This is a genomic window from Streptomyces sp. NPDC048504, from assembly GCF_043200035.1.
GTDB lineage: Bacteria > Actinomycetota > Actinomycetes > Streptomycetales > Streptomycetaceae > Streptomyces.
In genome coordinates this window covers 12,561-28,599 of the sequence record NZ_JBICXA010000016.1, presented here as the reverse complement: position 1 = coordinate 28,599, position 16,039 = coordinate 12,561, and the positions used below count along the sequence as shown (strand labels likewise).

Genomic DNA, 16,039 nt, shown 5'->3' with positions numbered 1-16,039 from the left:
CTACCGAAGTGCCCACCCCCGCCGAGACCGTATAAGGGAGCCACCGCATGAACTCCGAGCTCACCCGGCTGTTCGACGAACCGTCCCCCGAGTTCTCCCCCGCGCCGTTGTGGTGGTGGAGCGGGGAGAAGGTCACTCGGGAGCGGCTCATCGAGCAGTTGGAGCGGCTGGCCGGGCAGGGCGTGAAGAACGTCGTCGTCATCAACCTCGCTCCGGCCGGCCCCATGGTCGGAGCCGCGTCCGACGACCCGCTCTGGTTCAGCGAGGAGTGGTGGGACCGCTTCGCGGATGCCTGCGAGGTCTGCGAACGGCTGGGGATGCGGATCTGGTTCTACGACCAGATCGGGTTCTCCGGAGCCAATCTGCAGGGGCGACTGACGCAGGATCATCCCGAGTACGCCGGTGCCACGCTGCACCGCACCGTGCTCCAGGTCGGTGTCGACGGGCGGGTCGACGTACCGCCGCTGGCCACTCCGGTCGCCGCGTACGACGCCGACGGGCAGCGGATCGCCCTCGGCGACGACGGGCGCCTGGCCGACGGGGAAGCCGCCCCCGAGACCCCGGTCACCCTGGCCTACACCCTGCAGACCGCCTACGACTACCTGTCCCCCGCGGCCTGCGACGCCCTGCGCGGCCTGGTGCACGGCGAGTTCGAGCGCCGGATGCCCGAGCGGCTCGGCCGGGTGATCGCCGGTAGCTTCCAGGACGAGCTGCCGATGCACAACTCCTGGACCCCGCGGCTGCCCGAGGAGTTCACCAAGCGCTGCGGCTACGACCTGCTCGACGTGCTGCCCGCGCTCTGGGCACCGGAGGCGACCGAGGACGGCGCCAAGGTGCTCGGCGACTACTACCGCACCCGGGCGGAGCTCGCCGAGGAGGCCTTCTTCCGTCCGCTGGGCGAGTGGCACTCCCAGTACGGAATGCTGGTCGGCGCCGACCAGTTGAACCCGGCTCGTGGCGGGCAGCCGATCCAGGCGACCCAGTTCTACTCCGACTACTTCCGCACTCACCGCTGGTTCGGCGCCGCCGGAAGCGACCACGAGGGCGATGCCAAGGTGCACAGCTCGATGGCGCACCTCTACGGCCACGACCGGGTCTGGTGCGAGTCCTTCCACTCCTCGGGCTGGGGCGGCACGCTGGAGGACACCTACGACTGGCTGCTGCCCTTCTTCCAGTCCGGGGCGACCCTCTACAACCCGCACGCGGTCTACTACAGCATGCGCGGCGGCTGGTTCGAATGGGCGCCGCCCTCCACCGACTGGCGCCAGCCCTACTGGGGGCAGTACGGCCCCTTCGCCCGGGCCGTCTCGCGGATCTGCTCGATGCTCAGCTGGGGCACGCCGGTGTGCGACGTCGCCGTGCTGCATCCGGCGGGCACGGTCCGGGCCCGGCTTCCGCTGGACGCCCCGGTCGACCACAACTTCGACGCCGCCTACCCCGGCCCCGAATACGGCCCCCTCGCCCGGCTCCAGATCCAGTACCTGGAGCTGGTCGGCCAGAACAACTGGTTCCACCACCGCCCCGGCGCGCTGCGCGAGGCCGCGGTCGAGTACGACATCGTCGACGAGGACTCGCTGCAGCGGGCCGTCCCCGAGGACGGATGGACCGCGATCGACGCGCTGCGCTACCGGTGGGTCGTACTGCCCGGCTGCGCGGTCCTGGAGACCGCGACCGCCCGCTATCTGCTCGAACTCCTGGACGCCGGCGGCCGGGTGGCGCTGCTCGGCGAACCGCCCTCGGCAGCCGCGGAACGCGGCGGCGACGACGAGCTGGTCCGGCGGATCGCCGCGCACCCGCGGGTCCTGACCACCGACGACCCCGCCGAACTCGTCCGTCGGCTGGCCGAAGGGACCCGGCCGCTGCGCTCCTCCGTCCCGGTGCTGGCCCGCGCGAAGGGCTCGGAGGGTGTGGCCTTCGTCCCGGCCGCCTCCCCCAACGCCTCCCGCTACCCCCTGCGCGACGGCAGCAACTGGTGGTGGAAGGACCACGACTTCGACCCGGCCCGCTACGCCGACTCCACCACCCTGTGGCTGAACGGAACGCCCGCCGCCGTGGAACTGTGGAACCCGGCCACCAGCGAACGCCGCCCGGCGCGTTTCTCCCGGGAGGGCGGGCAGACCCGGGTCGAGGTCGACTTCGCGGGCGCCCCGGCCCAGCTCGTCGTCTGGTCCGACGAACCGTCACCGGCCGCCGCGCTCCTGCCGCCCGCGGGCTGGAAATCGGCAGGCGGGGAATCCAGCGCCCTCGCGATCGAGGGGCCCTGGCACGGCACCCTGCTGCCCACCCTGGGCGCGGTCAACGCACGGGGCGACGTCGCCAAGCCGGACAGGTCCGAACCCGCGCCGCAGATCTGGGAGTTCGAGGCCGCCGAGGCGCCGGACGGCCCGTGGTCCACAGTGCACGCCACCTTCGGGCCGCACGGGCTCGCCCACCCCGCGGCGCCGCTGGCCGAACTGCCCACCCCGCTGCTCCCCGACCGGACCGCGGCAGTGGCCCGGGGCGAGGACGCCCTCGCGGAGGAGGCCGCCTGGTACCCGGTGGAGTACTCCGACAGCCGCGGCATCCACAAGGACCCACGGCATTCACTCGGCCCCAAGGGGCGCGTCCCCGAGGAGTTCCTGTCCTTCCCCGGCCCGGCCCCGGGAGAGGGCGTGCAATACCGCACAGTCGTCGGCACCGACGTACGCGGCACAGTGGAGCTCCTGGTCGGCGCGGGAGCGGCGAAGCGCGTGTGGTGGAACGGGGTCGAGGTCACGCCCGAGGCGGAGCCGGGGGCCGGTGAGGGCTATCTGCTGCGCGCCCCGGTCACCGCCGGCGCCCGCAACGTGCTGGAGATCCGGCTCGCCGACTGGAGCCGGGCGACCGGTATGCCCGAGGGCAAGGGCACCTCCGCCGACGCGTTCTGGGCGCTCGCCGAGCCCGGCGGCTTCCCCGACCGTCCCGAGTACCTGACCACCACGGCCCGGGAGGGCGGCCGGGAGACCCACTTCCTCCGCGAGTTCACCCTCGACGCGGTACCGGACCTCGCCGAGGCCCTGGTGGGCGCGGCAGTCGAACTCTCCTTGCTGGTCAACGGCGAACCGGTGGCCCGCCAGGCCAAGGTCGAGTACTACGCGGACTGGGGAGCCCGTCCCGCCTTCTTCGTCCACGATGTCCGCCCGGCGCTGCACCCCGGCCGCAACACCCTGGAAGTCGTCCTGCACAGCTCCGATCCGCGCGCGGTCGTCCTCGTGGACCTGGCGATGGAACGGGCCGGCGACGTGCGGACGGTGGTCAGCGACGCCTCCTGGCGCAGCTTCGTCGACGGGCAGTCGTTCCCGGTGCGGCTGCACAGGGGCCAGTGGGGCGAGCCGGCCGCGATCCAACGGATCGCCCGCCCCCATCCGCTGCCCGCCACCAGTTGGCTGAACGGTCCTCCCGCGGTGGGCGCCGAGACGCTGCGCACCGACGCGGCTCCGGGGGCCGTGGACGCTCCGCAGTGGTTCCGCATGCGCCTGCCGGTCGGCACGGCGCGTGTGCGCCTCCCGGTGCGGGGAACCGCGACGGTACGGCTGATGGACCGTCAACTCCCCTGCGAAGACGGGCAGATGGTACTCGACCTACCGCTGACCAGCTCGTCGGAGCTGCTGGTGAGGGTGGAGGGCGCGGGACTGGCCCGCGGTGGTGCCGCCTGGGACGGCCCGGTGGAGATGGACATCGCCCCGGGGCCGATCCCGCTCGGTGACTGGGCTACGACACTGGGCCTGACCACCTGGAGCGGTGGCATGGAGTACCGCACGCGGGTCCGGCTCACCGCCGAACAGGCGTCGGCACGTGCCGAACTGCGCCTGGGTGAGCTGCGCGGCAGCGTGGAGGTCCTGGTCAACGGCCGATCCGCGGCACTGCTGTTCTGCCGCCCGTGGAGCGCCGACACGAGCGGACTCCTGACGGAGGGCGAGAACGACATCGTGGTCCGGGTGTACAACACCCTGGCTCCTTATCTCCACGCGGTCAGCCCCACCCGGTTCGTCTTCCCCTCCCAACTCGTCTCCGGACTGCGCGGCCCGGTGGAGCTCCACTTCGTCCAGTAGCGACCGTCCGACCGGGCCTGCGCCGCACGGCGGCGCCGAGCCTTGGGCACTTCTGGCGAACGAACCCACGTAAAGCCTCCTGGCGCCCCGGACCGGGTAAAGGAATCCCCTACACACTCCAGCCAACTCCCAATTGTCGGCCCGCTCCTGCCACGCCTAGCGTGAAAGCACGGCGGGATCGACAACCGCCCGGCAATACGAGGAGTTTCATCCCATGACGCAGTCGCTGGATCCCCCGGCACCTGTCGATTCCGACACCCGAGCGGCCTTCGACCGCGTGCTGTCCCAAGTGGCCGAGCGGCGCGCGGAGTTCGAGGAGAAGCGCCACGTTCCGCGGGACATGATCGCGGAGTTCAAGCGAGCCGGTCTCTACCGGGCGGGCGCCCCCAAGCGCTTCGGCGGTGACGCACTGCCGCCGGCCGAGTTCCTGCGGCTCATCGAGCGGATATCGGAGGTCGACGGATCGGCGGGCTGGGTGGCCAGCTTCGGCTCGGCCCTCGTCTATCTGGCCGCGCTGCCCCTGGAGACCCAGGCCGAGTTGTACGCCGACGGGCCCGATGTGGTCTTCGCCGGGGGCCTGTTCCCCGTACAGCCGGCCGAACTCGTCGACGGCACGTACCGGGTGTCGGGCCGGTGGAAGTTCGCCAGCGGCTGCAAGGGTGCGGACGTTCTCGGTGTCGGCATCAAGGCGAACGGAGACAAGGCCGGTCAGCAGAACGCCGGTCGTCCGCTGACCGCCGTGCTGCGCCCCGAGCAGGTGGAGATCGTCGAGAACTGGGACGTCATCGGCCTGCGCGGCACCGGAAGCCACGACCTGGTGGCCGACGGAGCGCTCATCCCCGAGGAGTGGACGTTCGTACGCGGCGGCCAACCCACCGTCGACGAACCGCTGTACCGCTACCCGACCGTCCCGTACGCCGCCCAGGTCCTTGCCGTGGTCGGTCTCGGAGTCGCCCGCGCCGCGCTGGACCAGGCGATCACCAGCGGCGGACGCGCCGGATTCACCGGCGCCCCGAAGCCCGCCGAACGCGCCACCTACCGCATCGCGGTGGGCCAGGCCGAGGCCCAACTCCGGTCCGCACGCGCCTTCTTCTACGAGACCACCGACGAGGTGTGGGCGACGGTCGAGGCCGGAGACCCCGCGACCTCCGAGCAGGCCAGCATGCTCCGGCTCGCCTCCGCCCATCTCGCGAAGAACTCGTTCGAGGTCGTCCGCGCCGCCTACCAGCTCAGCGGCATCCCGGCCATCACCGACGGCCACCCGATGCAGCGCTTCCTGCGCGACGCGTCCGTCGTCCCGCAGCACGCCTTCCTCCAGGAGGGCATGTACGACGGCGCCGGCGCGGTCCTCATGGGCGTCGAGCCCTTCCCCGGCTACCTCTAGCCCCTCCCGGCCATCTCCGAGCAGCCCCTGTCCGGCCCACCCCTGAAAGGCGGGAACTCCACCATGCCCGATTCCGGCGGCAAACCCCTGCGCGTGCTCTTCTGCATCGGCGTCAACCAGAACTTCTTCGATCTGCCCACCGGCCAGGGCAAGGCGGTCTGGGACGGCTTCACCACCATGCTCTCCCAGCTCTGGGAGCTGCCCGGCGTGAGCGTCCTGGGCACGATGGACGACGACCAGCACATGGTCGGCCCCTCGGGCTCCTGGCCCTGGACGTCGTACGTCCTCGCCGACGTGGTCGACCAGCCGACGGTGGCCGCGGCCTGCAACCTCTTCCGCACTGTCCAGGTCGGCGAGCACGGGCTGTGGCGGTACATGAAAATCGAGGCGCGCGTCGGCCGTCCGCTGCCGGAGCCGGAGGCCACCCGATGACCGTGTCCCCGGAGATTCCCGACATCGCCGCGCTCGTCGAGGACGACCGCGTCGCCGGCACCCTCTACACCGGCCCGGAGCTGTTCGAGCTGGAAATGGACCGGATCTTCCACCGCACCTGGGTGTGGGTGGCCCACGAGAGCGAGATCGCCAAGGCGGGCGACTTCAAGACGGCCTGGATCGGCCGCCGTCCCGTCATCGTCAGCCGCGACCGCCGCGGCGGCATCAACGTGCTCCTCAACCGCTGCCGCCATCGTGGCGCCAGCGTCTGCGACGTTCCCAAGGGCAACGGCAACGGCTTCACCTGTCCCTACCACGCGTGGTCGTACGCCCTGGACGGCACGCTGCGCGGCATCCCCTATCCCGAGGGCTACGAGAACGTAACGGAGAAGAAGGACCTGCCGCTGCAACGCCTCAAGGTGGGGACGTACGCGGGCATGATCTTCGCCAGCTTCAACGACCAGATCGAACCGTTGGAGGACTTCCTCGGCGGGGCGCGGCTGTGGATCGACCGCTTCATGAAGCAGGGCGCCGGCTTCCCGATCAAGGTGCAGGGCGAGCACAAGTTCCGATTCCAGGGCAACTGGAAGATCCAGCTGGAGAACACGACCGACTGGTACCACTTCCCGATCGTGCACCGCTCCTGGATGTCGTCCGTGGACGCCGAGACCGCGAGCATGCTGTCGATCATGACCGACGAGAGCGCGGTCACCCACGCCCTCGGCAACGGCCACAGCGTGTCCGTCTCCGTCGCCGAGCACGTCGACCTGGACGTCGACGACGGCACCGAGAAGCTCCAGGACCGCTTCGGCCATGTCATCGAGGAGCTGTCGAAGGACCTGCCTCCGGAGCGCGTGCGGCGGATCGTGCGCTCGCTGCACGGCGCCGGCTTCAACCTCAACCTGTTCCCGAACGTCGCCATGTCGATGTCCTTCTTCCGGGTCCTGCGGCCGATCTCGGTCGCGGAGACGGAGATCCGGCACGTCGCCCTCGGCCTGGACGGCGGCCCCGAGATCGTCAACCGCGAACGGCTACGCATCCACGAGCACTTCCAGGGCCCGTTCGGCTTCGGCAGCCCCGACGACGCCGAGGCCTGGAACCGCGTCCAGCGCGGCGTGACCGGCGGCGTCGACATGCCGATCCTCGTCAACCGGGGCCTCGGCCGGGAGAAGCCCAACGACCTGGGCCAGCCGACCTCCCACGCGACCGACGAGACCGGCATGCGCGCGGCCTACGCGATGTGGAAAAGGATGATGACCGATGTCAAGTGACGTTCTCCGTACGACAGTTGGTGACGTTCTCAGTACGGCGGTTATGGATGCCGAGCTGCCGCTCGACGATCCGCGCGCCCTCGCCGCGCTGTCCCTGATCTGGCGCGAGGCCCGCCTCCTGGACGCCAAGCGGTACGAGGAGTGGGACACGCTGTGGGCGGAGGGCGGCGAGTACGTCGTCCCCATCGACCCGGAGACGACGGACTTCGCCGGCTCGCTGAACCTGGTGTACGACGACGACCGGATGCGCCGGATGCGCATCGAGCGGCTGACCGGTGGCTTCTCCATCTCGGCGACGGCCGCGGCCCGTACGGTCCGTACCGTCTCCCGCTTCACGGTCGCCGCCCGTGACGAGTTCGGGGATTCCATCGAGATCTGTTCGGCGCAGGTGGTCGTGGGCTACAAGCGCGGTGAGACCTTCGTCCTGGCGGCCGATGTCACGCACCGCATCGCATTCACCGCCGACGGTCCCCGGATCGCGCGCAAGGTCGTCCGTCTGATCAACTCCGAGGACGCCGTGACGGCGTCGGGGTTCCTCCTGTGAGCCCGGCAGCGTGGGAGGACGACCAGCCGCGCGTCGTGCTGGTCACCGGGGCGGCCCGCGGCCTGGGCGCCTGTATCGCCTCCCGGTTCTACGACCGCGGATACCGCGTCGCCGTCACCGACCTGGACGAGGAGGCCGCGGTCAAGGCCGCCGCCGCCCTGGACCCGACCGGGAGTTCCGCGGTCGGGCTCGGCCTGGACGCCCGCGACAAGACCGCGTTCGTACGGATACTGGACGACCTGATTGCACGCTGGGGCGCCGTCCACGCCCTGGTCAACAACGCGGGCCTCTCCAAGGTCGAGGCGCTGATGGACATCACCCCCGACAGCTTCGGCGCGGTCGTGTCGGCCAACCTCGACGGCACGTTCCTCGGCTGCCAGGTGCTCGGCGCGTACTTCGCCGAACGCGGATACGGCCGCATCGTCAACATCGCCTCGCTCGCCGGGCAGAACGGCGGCACGGCGACCGGCGCGCACTATGCCTCGGCCAAGGGCGGCGTCATCACACTGACCAAGGTGTTCGCCCGCGAACTCGGACCGCAGGGCGTGACGGTCAACGCCATCTCCCCCGGCCCGCAGGAACTGCCGTCCGTCCGCGAGAGCGTCGACCCGGACAGGCTCGCGCAGATAGAGGCCTCGATTCCCGTACGCCGCCTAGGGCGCCCCGAGTTCATCGCCGACATGGCCGTGCTGCTGGCGGCGGACAACGCGGACACGGTGACCGGGGCGTGCTGGGACGCCAACGGCGGCCTCTTCATGCGCTGAAGCCCTACATGAGTTGAAGTCCCCAGCCCCTTGGGTTCCTACTGGTTCCGCCCCGAATGTGAAGGCAGACGGATGTTCACAGTCACCGTCACCGAGGCCGTCGACATCACCGACGCGGTCAAGGTCCTCCGGCTGGCCCGCTCCGACGGCAGCCCGCTCCCGGGCTACCCGGCCGGTGCCCACATCGACGTGACCGGACCGACCGGGATCACCCGCCCCTACTCGCTGTGCGGACCGCCGCACGACCCCGGCGCCTACACCATCGCCGTCAAACGCGAGGAGACGTCCCGAGGCGGCTCCCACGCCCTGCACGACAAGACGGAACCCGGCACGGAGCTGCGCATTGGCGCACCCCGACAACTCTTCGGTCTCGACGCCGACGCGAGCGAGCACCACCTGGTCGCGGCCGGCATCGGCATCACGCCCCTACTGGCCATGGCGTACGAACTCCTCGCCACCGGTGCGGACTTCAAGCTGCACTACGTGGCGCGGAGCCGGGCCGAGGCGGCCTTCGCGGACCGGCTGGAGGAGTCCGCCTTCGCCGACCGGGTCGTCCTCCACCTCGGGCACGGGCGGAAGGCGGCGGTCAAAGCGCTCTCCGCCGCGCTCACCGATCTCCCGGCGAGCGCACACGTCTACACCTGCGGGCCGCAGGGCTTCATGGAACAGGTCACCGCGCTCGCGGCCCGAAGTGTCCCGGAGGACCAGATCCACTCCGAGCTGTTCCAGGCGGTGGACCAGCCGGACGCCGCCCCCGGCGAGAGCTTCGAGGTCGAGCTCGACACCGGCGAGGTCTACACCGTGCCCGCCGACAAGAGCATCGCCGAAGTGCTGGAGGACAACGGGGTCCCACTCGACACCTCCTGTCGCGAAGGCATCTGCGGCACCTGCGTCCTACGGGTCCTCGACGGCGAGCCCGACCACCGCGACCACTGCCTGACCGCCAGGGAAAAGGCGGCAGGCGACCAGATCGCCGCGTGTGTCTCACGCTCCAGGTCACCTCGGTTGGTGGTCGAGCTGTGGTGAGCCGGCACGCCGAGCGATGCGCCGCGCCGGAGACCGGCGCAGAGAGGAACAGACGACCATGAACGCGTACGACACCCAACGCGCCGCGACTCAGGCGGACTTCAGGGAGGCGATGGCGCACCTTCCCGCGGCCGTCAACATCCTGACGACGGACGGACCGAACGGCCGTTGCGGCATCACCGTCAGTGCGGTCTGCTCGGTGACCGACGCTCCGCCGACCGTCCTGGTCTGCGTCAACCGCAAGAGCGCCATGCACGACGTCTTCAGCGCCAACGGCCGCGTGTGCGTCAACGTACTCGGCGGGGACCAGCAGGAGCTGGCGCTGCACTTCGCCGGCGCGACCGAGGCGTCCATGGCCGAGCGCTTCACCTGGGACGTCTGGGACCGGACTCACAACGTGCCGGTGCTCAAGGACGCGGTGGTGACCGTAGTCGGCACCATCAAGGACTCCAAGGCCATGGGCACCCACAGCGTGCTGTTCGTCGAGATCGAGCAGATCCGCACCCGGCCGGGCGGCCACAGCCTCGTCTACTTCAACCGCAGCTTCCACCGGCTGGACCCGGCGCCGCCGGTCGCCTGTTGAGAAACAGCCTGTTGAGGAACATCCCTACTCCGAAAGCAGGTTGACGTGCCCTCACTGATCTCCGCCGCGGAGGATCCACGCAAAGCGGTCGACGGCGCGCTGCGGCGCCTGGCCGAGACCGAGCCGGACATCCGCGCCTGGGCTCTCGTCGACGCGAAGGGTGCGCGCAAGGCGGCCGAGGGCGTCACGAACGGGCCGCTGCGGGGTGTGCCGGTCGGCGTCAAGGACATCGTCGACGTCGCCGGGCTGCCCACCGAGTGTGGGTCCACGCTCCGGCGAGGGCGGATCGCCACATCCGACGCCTGGCTGGTCGACCGGCTGCGCCGGGCGGGCGCCGTACCGCTGGGCAAGACGGTCACCACCGAGTTCGCGTACTTCCAACCGGGTCCGACCCGCAACCCGCACAACCTCGCCCACACTCCGGGCGGTTCCTCCAGTGGGTCCGCGGCGGCGGTCGCGGCCGGCGTGGTGCCGTTGGCGCTGGGCTCGCAGACGGCGGGTTCGCTGACCCGGCCGGCGTCCTTCTGCGGTGTCGCCGGGTTTGTCGCCCCGGTCGGCGCCTGGTCGACCCGGGGGTTCACCGGGCTCAGCCCGAGCTTGGACGCGCCGGGACTGATCACCGCCGGAGTCACCGAACTGGCCCTCGTGGTCGAGGCAGTCGGCGGCACCAGGGCCGAACTCCCGGAGAGAATAAGGGTGTTGGTCTGGCCCGGCACCGAACTGGCCGACATCGACCCGGCGATGCTCGACGCGCTGAACCACACCGCCAGGGCCCTGGCAGCAGCTGGCGCCGAGACGAACGACCTGGGCGACCAGGTCCGGACACCCGAACTCGCCGAGACCCACGCCACCGTCATGGCGTGGGAGGCCGCGCGATCCCTGGCCGCCGAGGCGGAGCACCCGGAGTCGCTGAGCACGCCCCTGCGCGAACTGCTGGAGCGTGGTCGCCGGACCTCCAAGGGCGAGTACCGCAGGGCGCAGGACACCGCCCGCACCGCCCGTGCCCGTGTCCTGGACCTGCTCACCCGGGTCGACGTGATCCTCGCTCCGGCCGCCCCCGGCCCCGCCCCGTTCGGCCTGGAGGCCACCGGCACCCCTGTGCTCAGCCGCCCGTGGCAATTGCTCGGCCTGCCCGTCGTCACCGTCCCCGGCCACCGCGACCCGCACGGTATGCCGCTCGGCCTCCAACTCATCGGCCACCGCGACCGCGTGGCCCGCCTGCTCGGCATCGCCCGGCACACGGAGGCGGTCATCCAGGAAATCTCGGGCGGCACCCGATGAAGATCACCGCGATCGAGACGATCCCGTACTCGATCCCCTATCTGAAACCCCTTCGCTTCGCCAGCGGTGAGGTGCACAGCGCCGAGCACGTGCTCGTCCAAGTCCGCACCGACGAAGGGCTGTTCGGAGTCGCCGACGCACCGCCCCGCCCCTTCACCTACGGCGAGACTCAGCAGTCCGTGATCGCCGTCATCGAGAAGATCTTCGCCCCGCAGCTCATCGGCATGGACGTGTTCGCCCGCGAGCAGGTGCACGCCCGTCTCCACCGCACCGTCGGCAATCCGGCCGCCAAGTCGGCCGTGGACATGGCCCTTTGGGACGTCGCCGGCCAGGCTCTGGGCCAACCTGTCACCCAACTCCTCGGCGGCTACACCGACCGGATGCGCGTCTCGCACATGCTCGGCTTCGACGCCCCGGAGCGGATGGCCGCCGAAGCCGAGCGCATCCGCGACACATACGGCATCACCACCTTCAAGGTGAAGGTCGGGCGGCGGCCGATCACGCTCGACCTCGATGTGTGCCGGGCGCTCCGCGACGTCCTGGGCGGCGAGGCCGAGTTGTACGTCGACGGCAACCGCGGCTGGACCGCCTCGGAGTCCGCCGCCGCCCTGCGCGCACTCGAACCCGTCGGCATCACACTCGCCGAGGAACTGTGCCCCGCCGACGACGTGCTGGGACGCCGTCGGCTCGTACGGCAGTGTCCCGTGCCGTTCGTCGCGGACGAGTCCGTCACCACTCCCGCGGAGGTCACCCGCTCCCTGCTGGACGGCGCGGCCACCGCGATCAGCGTCAAGACCGCCCGCACCGGCTTCACCCAGTCCCAGCGCGTGCTGTTCCAGTGCGAGGGGATGGGCGCCGAGGTGGTGATGGGCAACCAGATCGACGGCCAGCTGGGCACGGTGTGCACCGTCGCCTTCGGCGCCGCGTACGCCGCCGCCTCCCACCGCGCCGGCGAACTGTCCAACTTCCTGGACATGAGCGACGACCTGCTCACCGAACCGGTCACGATCACCGACGGCACGCTCGCCGTGCGGGACCTGCCCGGTCTGGGCGTCGCGATCGACCCGGACAAGCTCACCCGCTACCGCCAGGACCGCTGAACCGCTTTTTCCCGACCGGCAAAGGAGCCGCGCACCATGTCCGACACCACCTTGAAAGCCACCGCCGCCGCATCCGGTGCTTCCGCCACCGACCGCTTCCGCACCGACAAGGCCACCTCGACCGGCCGGCCCGTCGCCGACACGGAGCGCGTCAACACCCTTGCCACCGAACTGATATCCGCCGTGCACGACGTCATCCGCCGGAACCAGGTGACGTACAAGGAGTACAACGCCCTCAAGTCGTGGCTGATCTCTGTCGGAGAGGACGGCGAGTGGCCGCTCTTCCTGGACGTGTGGATCGAGCACGTCGTCGAGGAGGTCGCGAGCGCCGACCGCAAGGGAAGCAAGGGAACCATCGAAGGGCCGTACTACGTACCGGGCGCTCCCGACCTCCCCAGTGTCAGCACCCTGCCGATGCGCAAGGAAGAGTCCGGCACCCCACTCCTCTTCCAGGGCCAGGTCACGGGGGTCTCGGGTGAGGCACTGTCCGGCGCCCTGCTGGAGATGTGGCAGGCCGACGACGACGGCCTGTACGCGCAGTTCGCACCCGGCATCCCGCAGTGGAACCTCCGCGGTGCCATCACCACCGACGACGAGGGGCGCTTCGCGGTGCACACCATCCAGCCCGCTCCGTACCAGATCCCCACCGACGGATCCTGCGGCAAGCTCATCGCCGCCGCCGGCTGGCACCCCTGGCGCCCGGCCCATCTGCACCTGAAGGTCTCCGCGCCGGGCTACGAGACGCTCACCGCCCAGTTGTACTTCCGCGGCGGCGAACACGTCGAGGACGACGTGGCCTCCGCCGTCAAGCCTGAACTTGTCATAGACCCGCAGCCGACGGGCGACCGTGGCAACCAGGTCACCCACGACCTCGTCCTCGATCCCGCTTCCTGACCGGAGACCGTCTTGCTCTTCGCCGTCCACATGACCGTCAACCTGCCGCCCGATCTCGACCCCGCGCTCCAGGCATCGACCGTCGCCACCGAGAAGGAGTACGCCCAGAAGCTCCAACACTCCGGCGAATGGCTGCACTTGTGGCGCTGCGCCGGTCAGTACGCCAACCTCAGCGTCTTCGACGTCATCGACAACGACCGGCTCAACGAACTCCTGTGGGGCCTACCGCTCTTCCCGTACATGGACGTCACGGTGACCCCGCTGGCCCGGCATCCGTCCGCCGTCCGCTGACCCCCTCATCTCCCCGCCTCGGTCAGTCCTTGAGGGCGCCGGTGGCCAGTCCGCCCTGCCAGTAGCGCTGCAGAAGGAGGAATGCCCGCGACGAGAGGGAGGACCGAGATGAGGGATCCGGTGATGACGATGGAGAAGAGGGCGTGGGCGCCGCCCAACCCACCTGCCTGGGCCTGCCATTGGGCGAGTCCGATGGTCACCGGGTACAGCTTCGGGTTGTTGAGCATGATCAGCGGCAGGAAGTAGTTGTTCCAGCTGGCCACGAGCTGGAAGAGCAGGACCGTGACGAAGCCCGGCGCATCAGCCGGAACCCCACCTGCCAGAAGGTACGCAGGGCACCGGCGCCTTCCATCCGTGCGGCGTCGATGAGAGTGTCCGGCACCGCTCCGTCCGCGTAAACCCGCATCAGGTAGATGCCGAAGGGGCTGATCAGCATCGGGATGATCACCGCGAGCGGGGTGTTGACCAGGCCGATCTTGCTGAACAGCAGATACGCCGGGAAGGTCAGCACCGTGCTGGGCACCATGGTCGAGCCCAGCACGATCGAGAAGAGCAGATTGCGACCCGGGAAGCGGAACTTGGCGAAGGCGTATCCGCCCAGCGCCGCCAGGAAGGCCGAGCCGACGGAGCTGATCCCGGCGTAGAGCGCGGTGTTGAGGAGCCACCGGCAGTAGATGCCGTCGTTGTAGGTGAATACGTCGCGGAGGTTGCCGAAGAGGTCGAAGCCGCCGCCGAACCACAGCCCGAAGGTGGAGAAGAGGGACCCGTTGTCCTTGGTGGCGGAGACCACGAGCCAGAACAGCGGCAACAGGAGTACACCAGGCACGCCAGCATCGCCAGGGTGAGCAAATTGCTGCGGCGGGGCATCGAGGAGGATGCCGAAGCGGGAGCGGGAGCGGTTTTGCTGGTCACGACCGGCGGGTCTTCCGTTGGGACGCGAGCTGGACGACGTAGGAGACGACGACGATCACCGCGCCGAGCAGGAAGGAGACGGCCGAGGAGTAGTTCACTTCCTGGTTGGTGAAGACGAGCGTGTAGGCGTACATGTCCGGGGTGTACGAGGTGCTGATGGCCTGCGGCGCGAGCGCGGACAGCAGCTTGGGCTCCTTGAAGAGCTGGAAGGTGCCGATCACCGAGAAGATCACGCTGAGCAGCAACGCCGGCCGGCTGGCGGGGATCTTGATGTGCCAGGCGACCCGGAGCGCGCCCGCGCCGTCCACGGCCGCCGCCTCGTACAGCGTGGGCGACACCGACTGCAGTGCGGCGAACATAATGATCATGTTGTAGCCGACGAACTCCCACGTCACGACGTTGGCGAGCGAGGCGAGAATCCAGTGCGGGCTGAGGAATGCGGGGGTGCCCAGACCGACGCCCCGGGCCAGTTGGGCGAACGGGCCGAAGTCCGGGCCGTACAGATAGCCCCACATGAGCGCGGCGATCACAATCGGGATCGCGTACGGCACGAAGATGCCCAGCCGGATGAGCCGCGGGAAGCGCAGCCGGCCGCTGTCCAGGGCCAGCGCGAAGAGCAGCGAGGCGGCCAGCATGACCGGCACCTGGATGACCAGAAACCGCGCCACCGTCGCACGCCTTCCCGGAACAGCGCATCGTCCAGCGCCCGCCGGTAGTTGCCCAGTCCGGCGAAGACGTCGCCGCCGACCAGCTGCGACCGGAACAGGCTGAGATAGCCCGCGTAGCCGAGGGGGACCACGAGCAGCGCGGAGAACAGAATCATGAAGGGGGCGACGAACCCGTACGCGGTCAGCGCCTCGCGGGTGGAACTCCGCCACGGGCGGCGGGACTTGGGGACGACCGGCGGCGGGACGCGGCGCGCGGCCGCCGGTGGGACGGTCTGGCTCATGTCGTACCTTCCCCCGGCCCCCGCGGACACTGATGGTGACCTCTGCGGGGGCGCGGTGTGCTCCGGTCAGCTGCCACCGACGGTGAAGCCCTGTTGCTTGTCGCCGGAATCAGGGGTTCATTGACGCGACAGCAAGCCCCCACTTAGATTTGCGTCGATACATTGACATCCATCAAAGGATTCGACGATGCCGCGCAAAGCCATCCTCCTCGTCCATACCAACGCCGCCGGCCCCGAACACGAAGCCGCGTTCGACACCTGGTACGAGCAGGTGCACATCCCGCAGTTGCTGGAGCGCGTACCCGGCATCGTGAGTGCCACCCGCTTCACGGCCTCCCCGGCCGGACCGCCCGCCGAGCACCGCCACCTGGCCCTGTACGAGATCGAGGCCGAGGACCCGGGCGCGGTGCTGGGTGCCATCGGGGAGGCGGCGGCCGCCGGTAAGCTCGACATGTCGCCGGCGATGGACAGCCGACCTCCGGTGATGACCCTGTACGAGCCGGCGCCGAGCGCCTGAGCGGGCGCGGCACCGAGCCGG

The 16,039-nt window shown here is 70.1% G+C and carries 13 protein-coding genes and 2 pseudogenes; 13 read left to right on the top strand and 2 right to left on the bottom strand.

Going from position 1 to position 16,039, the window contains the following annotated elements:
- Nucleotides 1-47: 47 nt before the first annotated feature.
- The 12 genes from ACGFY9_RS33905 (at nucleotide 48) to catC (ending at nucleotide 13,640) form a co-directional block, all read left to right on the top strand.
- On the top strand, nucleotides 48-4,070 hold the full coding sequence (locus tag ACGFY9_RS33905; RefSeq protein WP_393760559.1) for a glycosyl hydrolase: 4,023 nt from the start codon (nucleotides 48-50) through the stop codon (nucleotides 4,068-4,070).
- Nucleotides 4,071-4,284: 214 nt separating this feature from the next.
- Entirely contained in the window at nucleotides 4,285-5,454 is a 1,170-nt protein-coding gene (locus ACGFY9_RS33900) for an acyl-CoA dehydrogenase family protein (protein WP_393760557.1), read from the top strand.
- A 63-nt stretch (nucleotides 5,455-5,517) separates the two neighbouring features.
- Nucleotides 5,518-5,886, top strand: a complete 369-nt coding sequence (locus tag ACGFY9_RS33895; protein WP_393760555.1) for a hypothetical protein — start codon at nucleotides 5,518-5,520, stop codon at nucleotides 5,884-5,886.
- Nucleotides 5,883-7,157: a Rieske 2Fe-2S domain-containing protein gene (locus ACGFY9_RS33890; RefSeq protein WP_393760553.1), complete on the top strand. Its 1,275-nt coding sequence runs from the start codon at nucleotides 5,883-5,885 to the stop codon at nucleotides 7,155-7,157. The genes ACGFY9_RS33895 and ACGFY9_RS33890 overlap by 4 nt, the downstream gene beginning before the upstream one ends.
- Nucleotides 7,147-7,701 carry an aromatic-ring-hydroxylating dioxygenase subunit beta gene (locus ACGFY9_RS33885; RefSeq protein ID WP_393760551.1) on the top strand — a complete coding sequence of 185 codons (555 nt, stop codon included), beginning with the start codon at nucleotides 7,147-7,149 and terminating at the stop codon, nucleotides 7,699-7,701. Before ACGFY9_RS33890 ends, ACGFY9_RS33885 begins: the two co-directional genes overlap by 11 nt.
- Nucleotides 7,698-8,465: an SDR family NAD(P)-dependent oxidoreductase gene (locus tag ACGFY9_RS33880; protein ID WP_393760549.1), complete on the top strand. Its 768-nt coding sequence runs from the start codon at nucleotides 7,698-7,700 to the stop codon at nucleotides 8,463-8,465. The genes ACGFY9_RS33885 and ACGFY9_RS33880 overlap by 4 nt, the downstream gene beginning before the upstream one ends.
- A 72-nt stretch (nucleotides 8,466-8,537) precedes the next feature.
- On the top strand, nucleotides 8,538-9,491 hold the full coding sequence (locus tag ACGFY9_RS33875) for a PDR/VanB family oxidoreductase (RefSeq protein WP_393760547.1): 954 nt from the start codon (nucleotides 8,538-8,540) through the stop codon (nucleotides 9,489-9,491).
- Nucleotides 9,492-9,549: 58 nt separating this feature from the next.
- Nucleotides 9,550-10,074, top strand: a complete 525-nt coding sequence (gene hpaC / locus ACGFY9_RS33870) for a 4-hydroxyphenylacetate 3-monooxygenase, reductase component (protein ID WP_393760545.1) — start codon at nucleotides 9,550-9,552, stop codon at nucleotides 10,072-10,074.
- A 45-nt stretch (nucleotides 10,075-10,119) separates the two neighbouring features.
- A complete protein-coding gene (locus tag ACGFY9_RS33865) occupies nucleotides 10,120-11,355 on the top strand; it encodes an amidase (RefSeq protein WP_393760543.1) in 1,236 nt (411 codons plus the stop codon).
- Complete coding sequence (locus tag ACGFY9_RS33860; RefSeq protein ID WP_393760541.1) at nucleotides 11,352-12,455, top strand: mandelate racemase/muconate lactonizing enzyme family protein; 1,104 nt, start codon at nucleotides 11,352-11,354, stop codon at nucleotides 12,453-12,455. Before ACGFY9_RS33865 ends, ACGFY9_RS33860 begins: the two co-directional genes overlap by 4 nt.
- 36 nt (nucleotides 12,456-12,491) lie before the next feature.
- Entirely contained in the window at nucleotides 12,492-13,349 is an 858-nt protein-coding gene (gene catA, locus ACGFY9_RS33855; RefSeq protein ID WP_393760539.1) for a catechol 1,2-dioxygenase, read from the top strand.
- Nucleotides 13,350-13,361: 12 nt separating this feature from the next.
- Nucleotides 13,362-13,640, top strand: coding sequence for a muconolactone Delta-isomerase (catC, locus tag ACGFY9_RS33850; RefSeq protein WP_393760537.1), 279 nt, complete (start codon nucleotides 13,362-13,364; stop codon nucleotides 13,638-13,640).
- Nucleotides 13,641-13,662: 22 nt separating this feature from the next.
- On the opposite strand, the pseudogene ACGFY9_RS33845 reads toward catC, so the two are convergent.
- Nucleotides 13,663-14,507: pseudogene (locus ACGFY9_RS33845) on the bottom strand (carbohydrate ABC transporter permease).
- A 41-nt stretch (nucleotides 14,508-14,548) separates the two neighbouring features.
- A pseudogene (locus ACGFY9_RS33840) lies at nucleotides 14,549-15,501 on the bottom strand (carbohydrate ABC transporter permease).
- Nucleotides 15,502-15,688: 187 nt separating this feature from the next.
- Between ACGFY9_RS33840 and ACGFY9_RS33835 the strand changes: the two are divergent.
- Nucleotides 15,689-16,018, top strand: a complete 330-nt coding sequence (locus ACGFY9_RS33835; protein WP_393760535.1) for a hypothetical protein — start codon at nucleotides 15,689-15,691, stop codon at nucleotides 16,016-16,018.
- The last annotated feature ends 21 nt before the right edge of the window (nucleotides 16,019-16,039 follow it).

Coding starts and splice junctions, on each gene's coding strand:
- ACGFY9_RS33905 (WP_393760559.1), top strand. CDS start 48: ATGAACTCCGAGCTCACCCGGCTGTTCGACGAACCGTCCCCCGAGTTC.
- ACGFY9_RS33900 (WP_393760557.1), top strand. CDS start 4,285: ATGACGCAGTCGCTGGATCCCCCGGCACCTGTCGATTCCGACACCCGA.
- ACGFY9_RS33895 (WP_393760555.1), top strand. CDS start 5,518: ATGCCCGATTCCGGCGGCAAACCCCTGCGCGTGCTCTTCTGCATCGGC.
- ACGFY9_RS33890 (WP_393760553.1), top strand. CDS start 5,883: ATGACCGTGTCCCCGGAGATTCCCGACATCGCCGCGCTCGTCGAGGAC.
- ACGFY9_RS33885 (WP_393760551.1), top strand. CDS start 7,147: ATGTCAAGTGACGTTCTCCGTACGACAGTTGGTGACGTTCTCAGTACG.
- ACGFY9_RS33875 (WP_393760547.1), top strand. CDS start 8,538: ATGTTCACAGTCACCGTCACCGAGGCCGTCGACATCACCGACGCGGTC.
- hpaC (WP_393760545.1), top strand. CDS start 9,550: ATGAACGCGTACGACACCCAACGCGCCGCGACTCAGGCGGACTTCAGG.
- ACGFY9_RS33860 (WP_393760541.1), top strand. CDS start 11,352: ATGAAGATCACCGCGATCGAGACGATCCCGTACTCGATCCCCTATCTG.
- catA (WP_393760539.1), top strand. CDS start 12,492: ATGTCCGACACCACCTTGAAAGCCACCGCCGCCGCATCCGGTGCTTCC.
- ACGFY9_RS33835 (WP_393760535.1), top strand. CDS start 15,689: ATGCCGCGCAAAGCCATCCTCCTCGTCCATACCAACGCCGCCGGCCCC.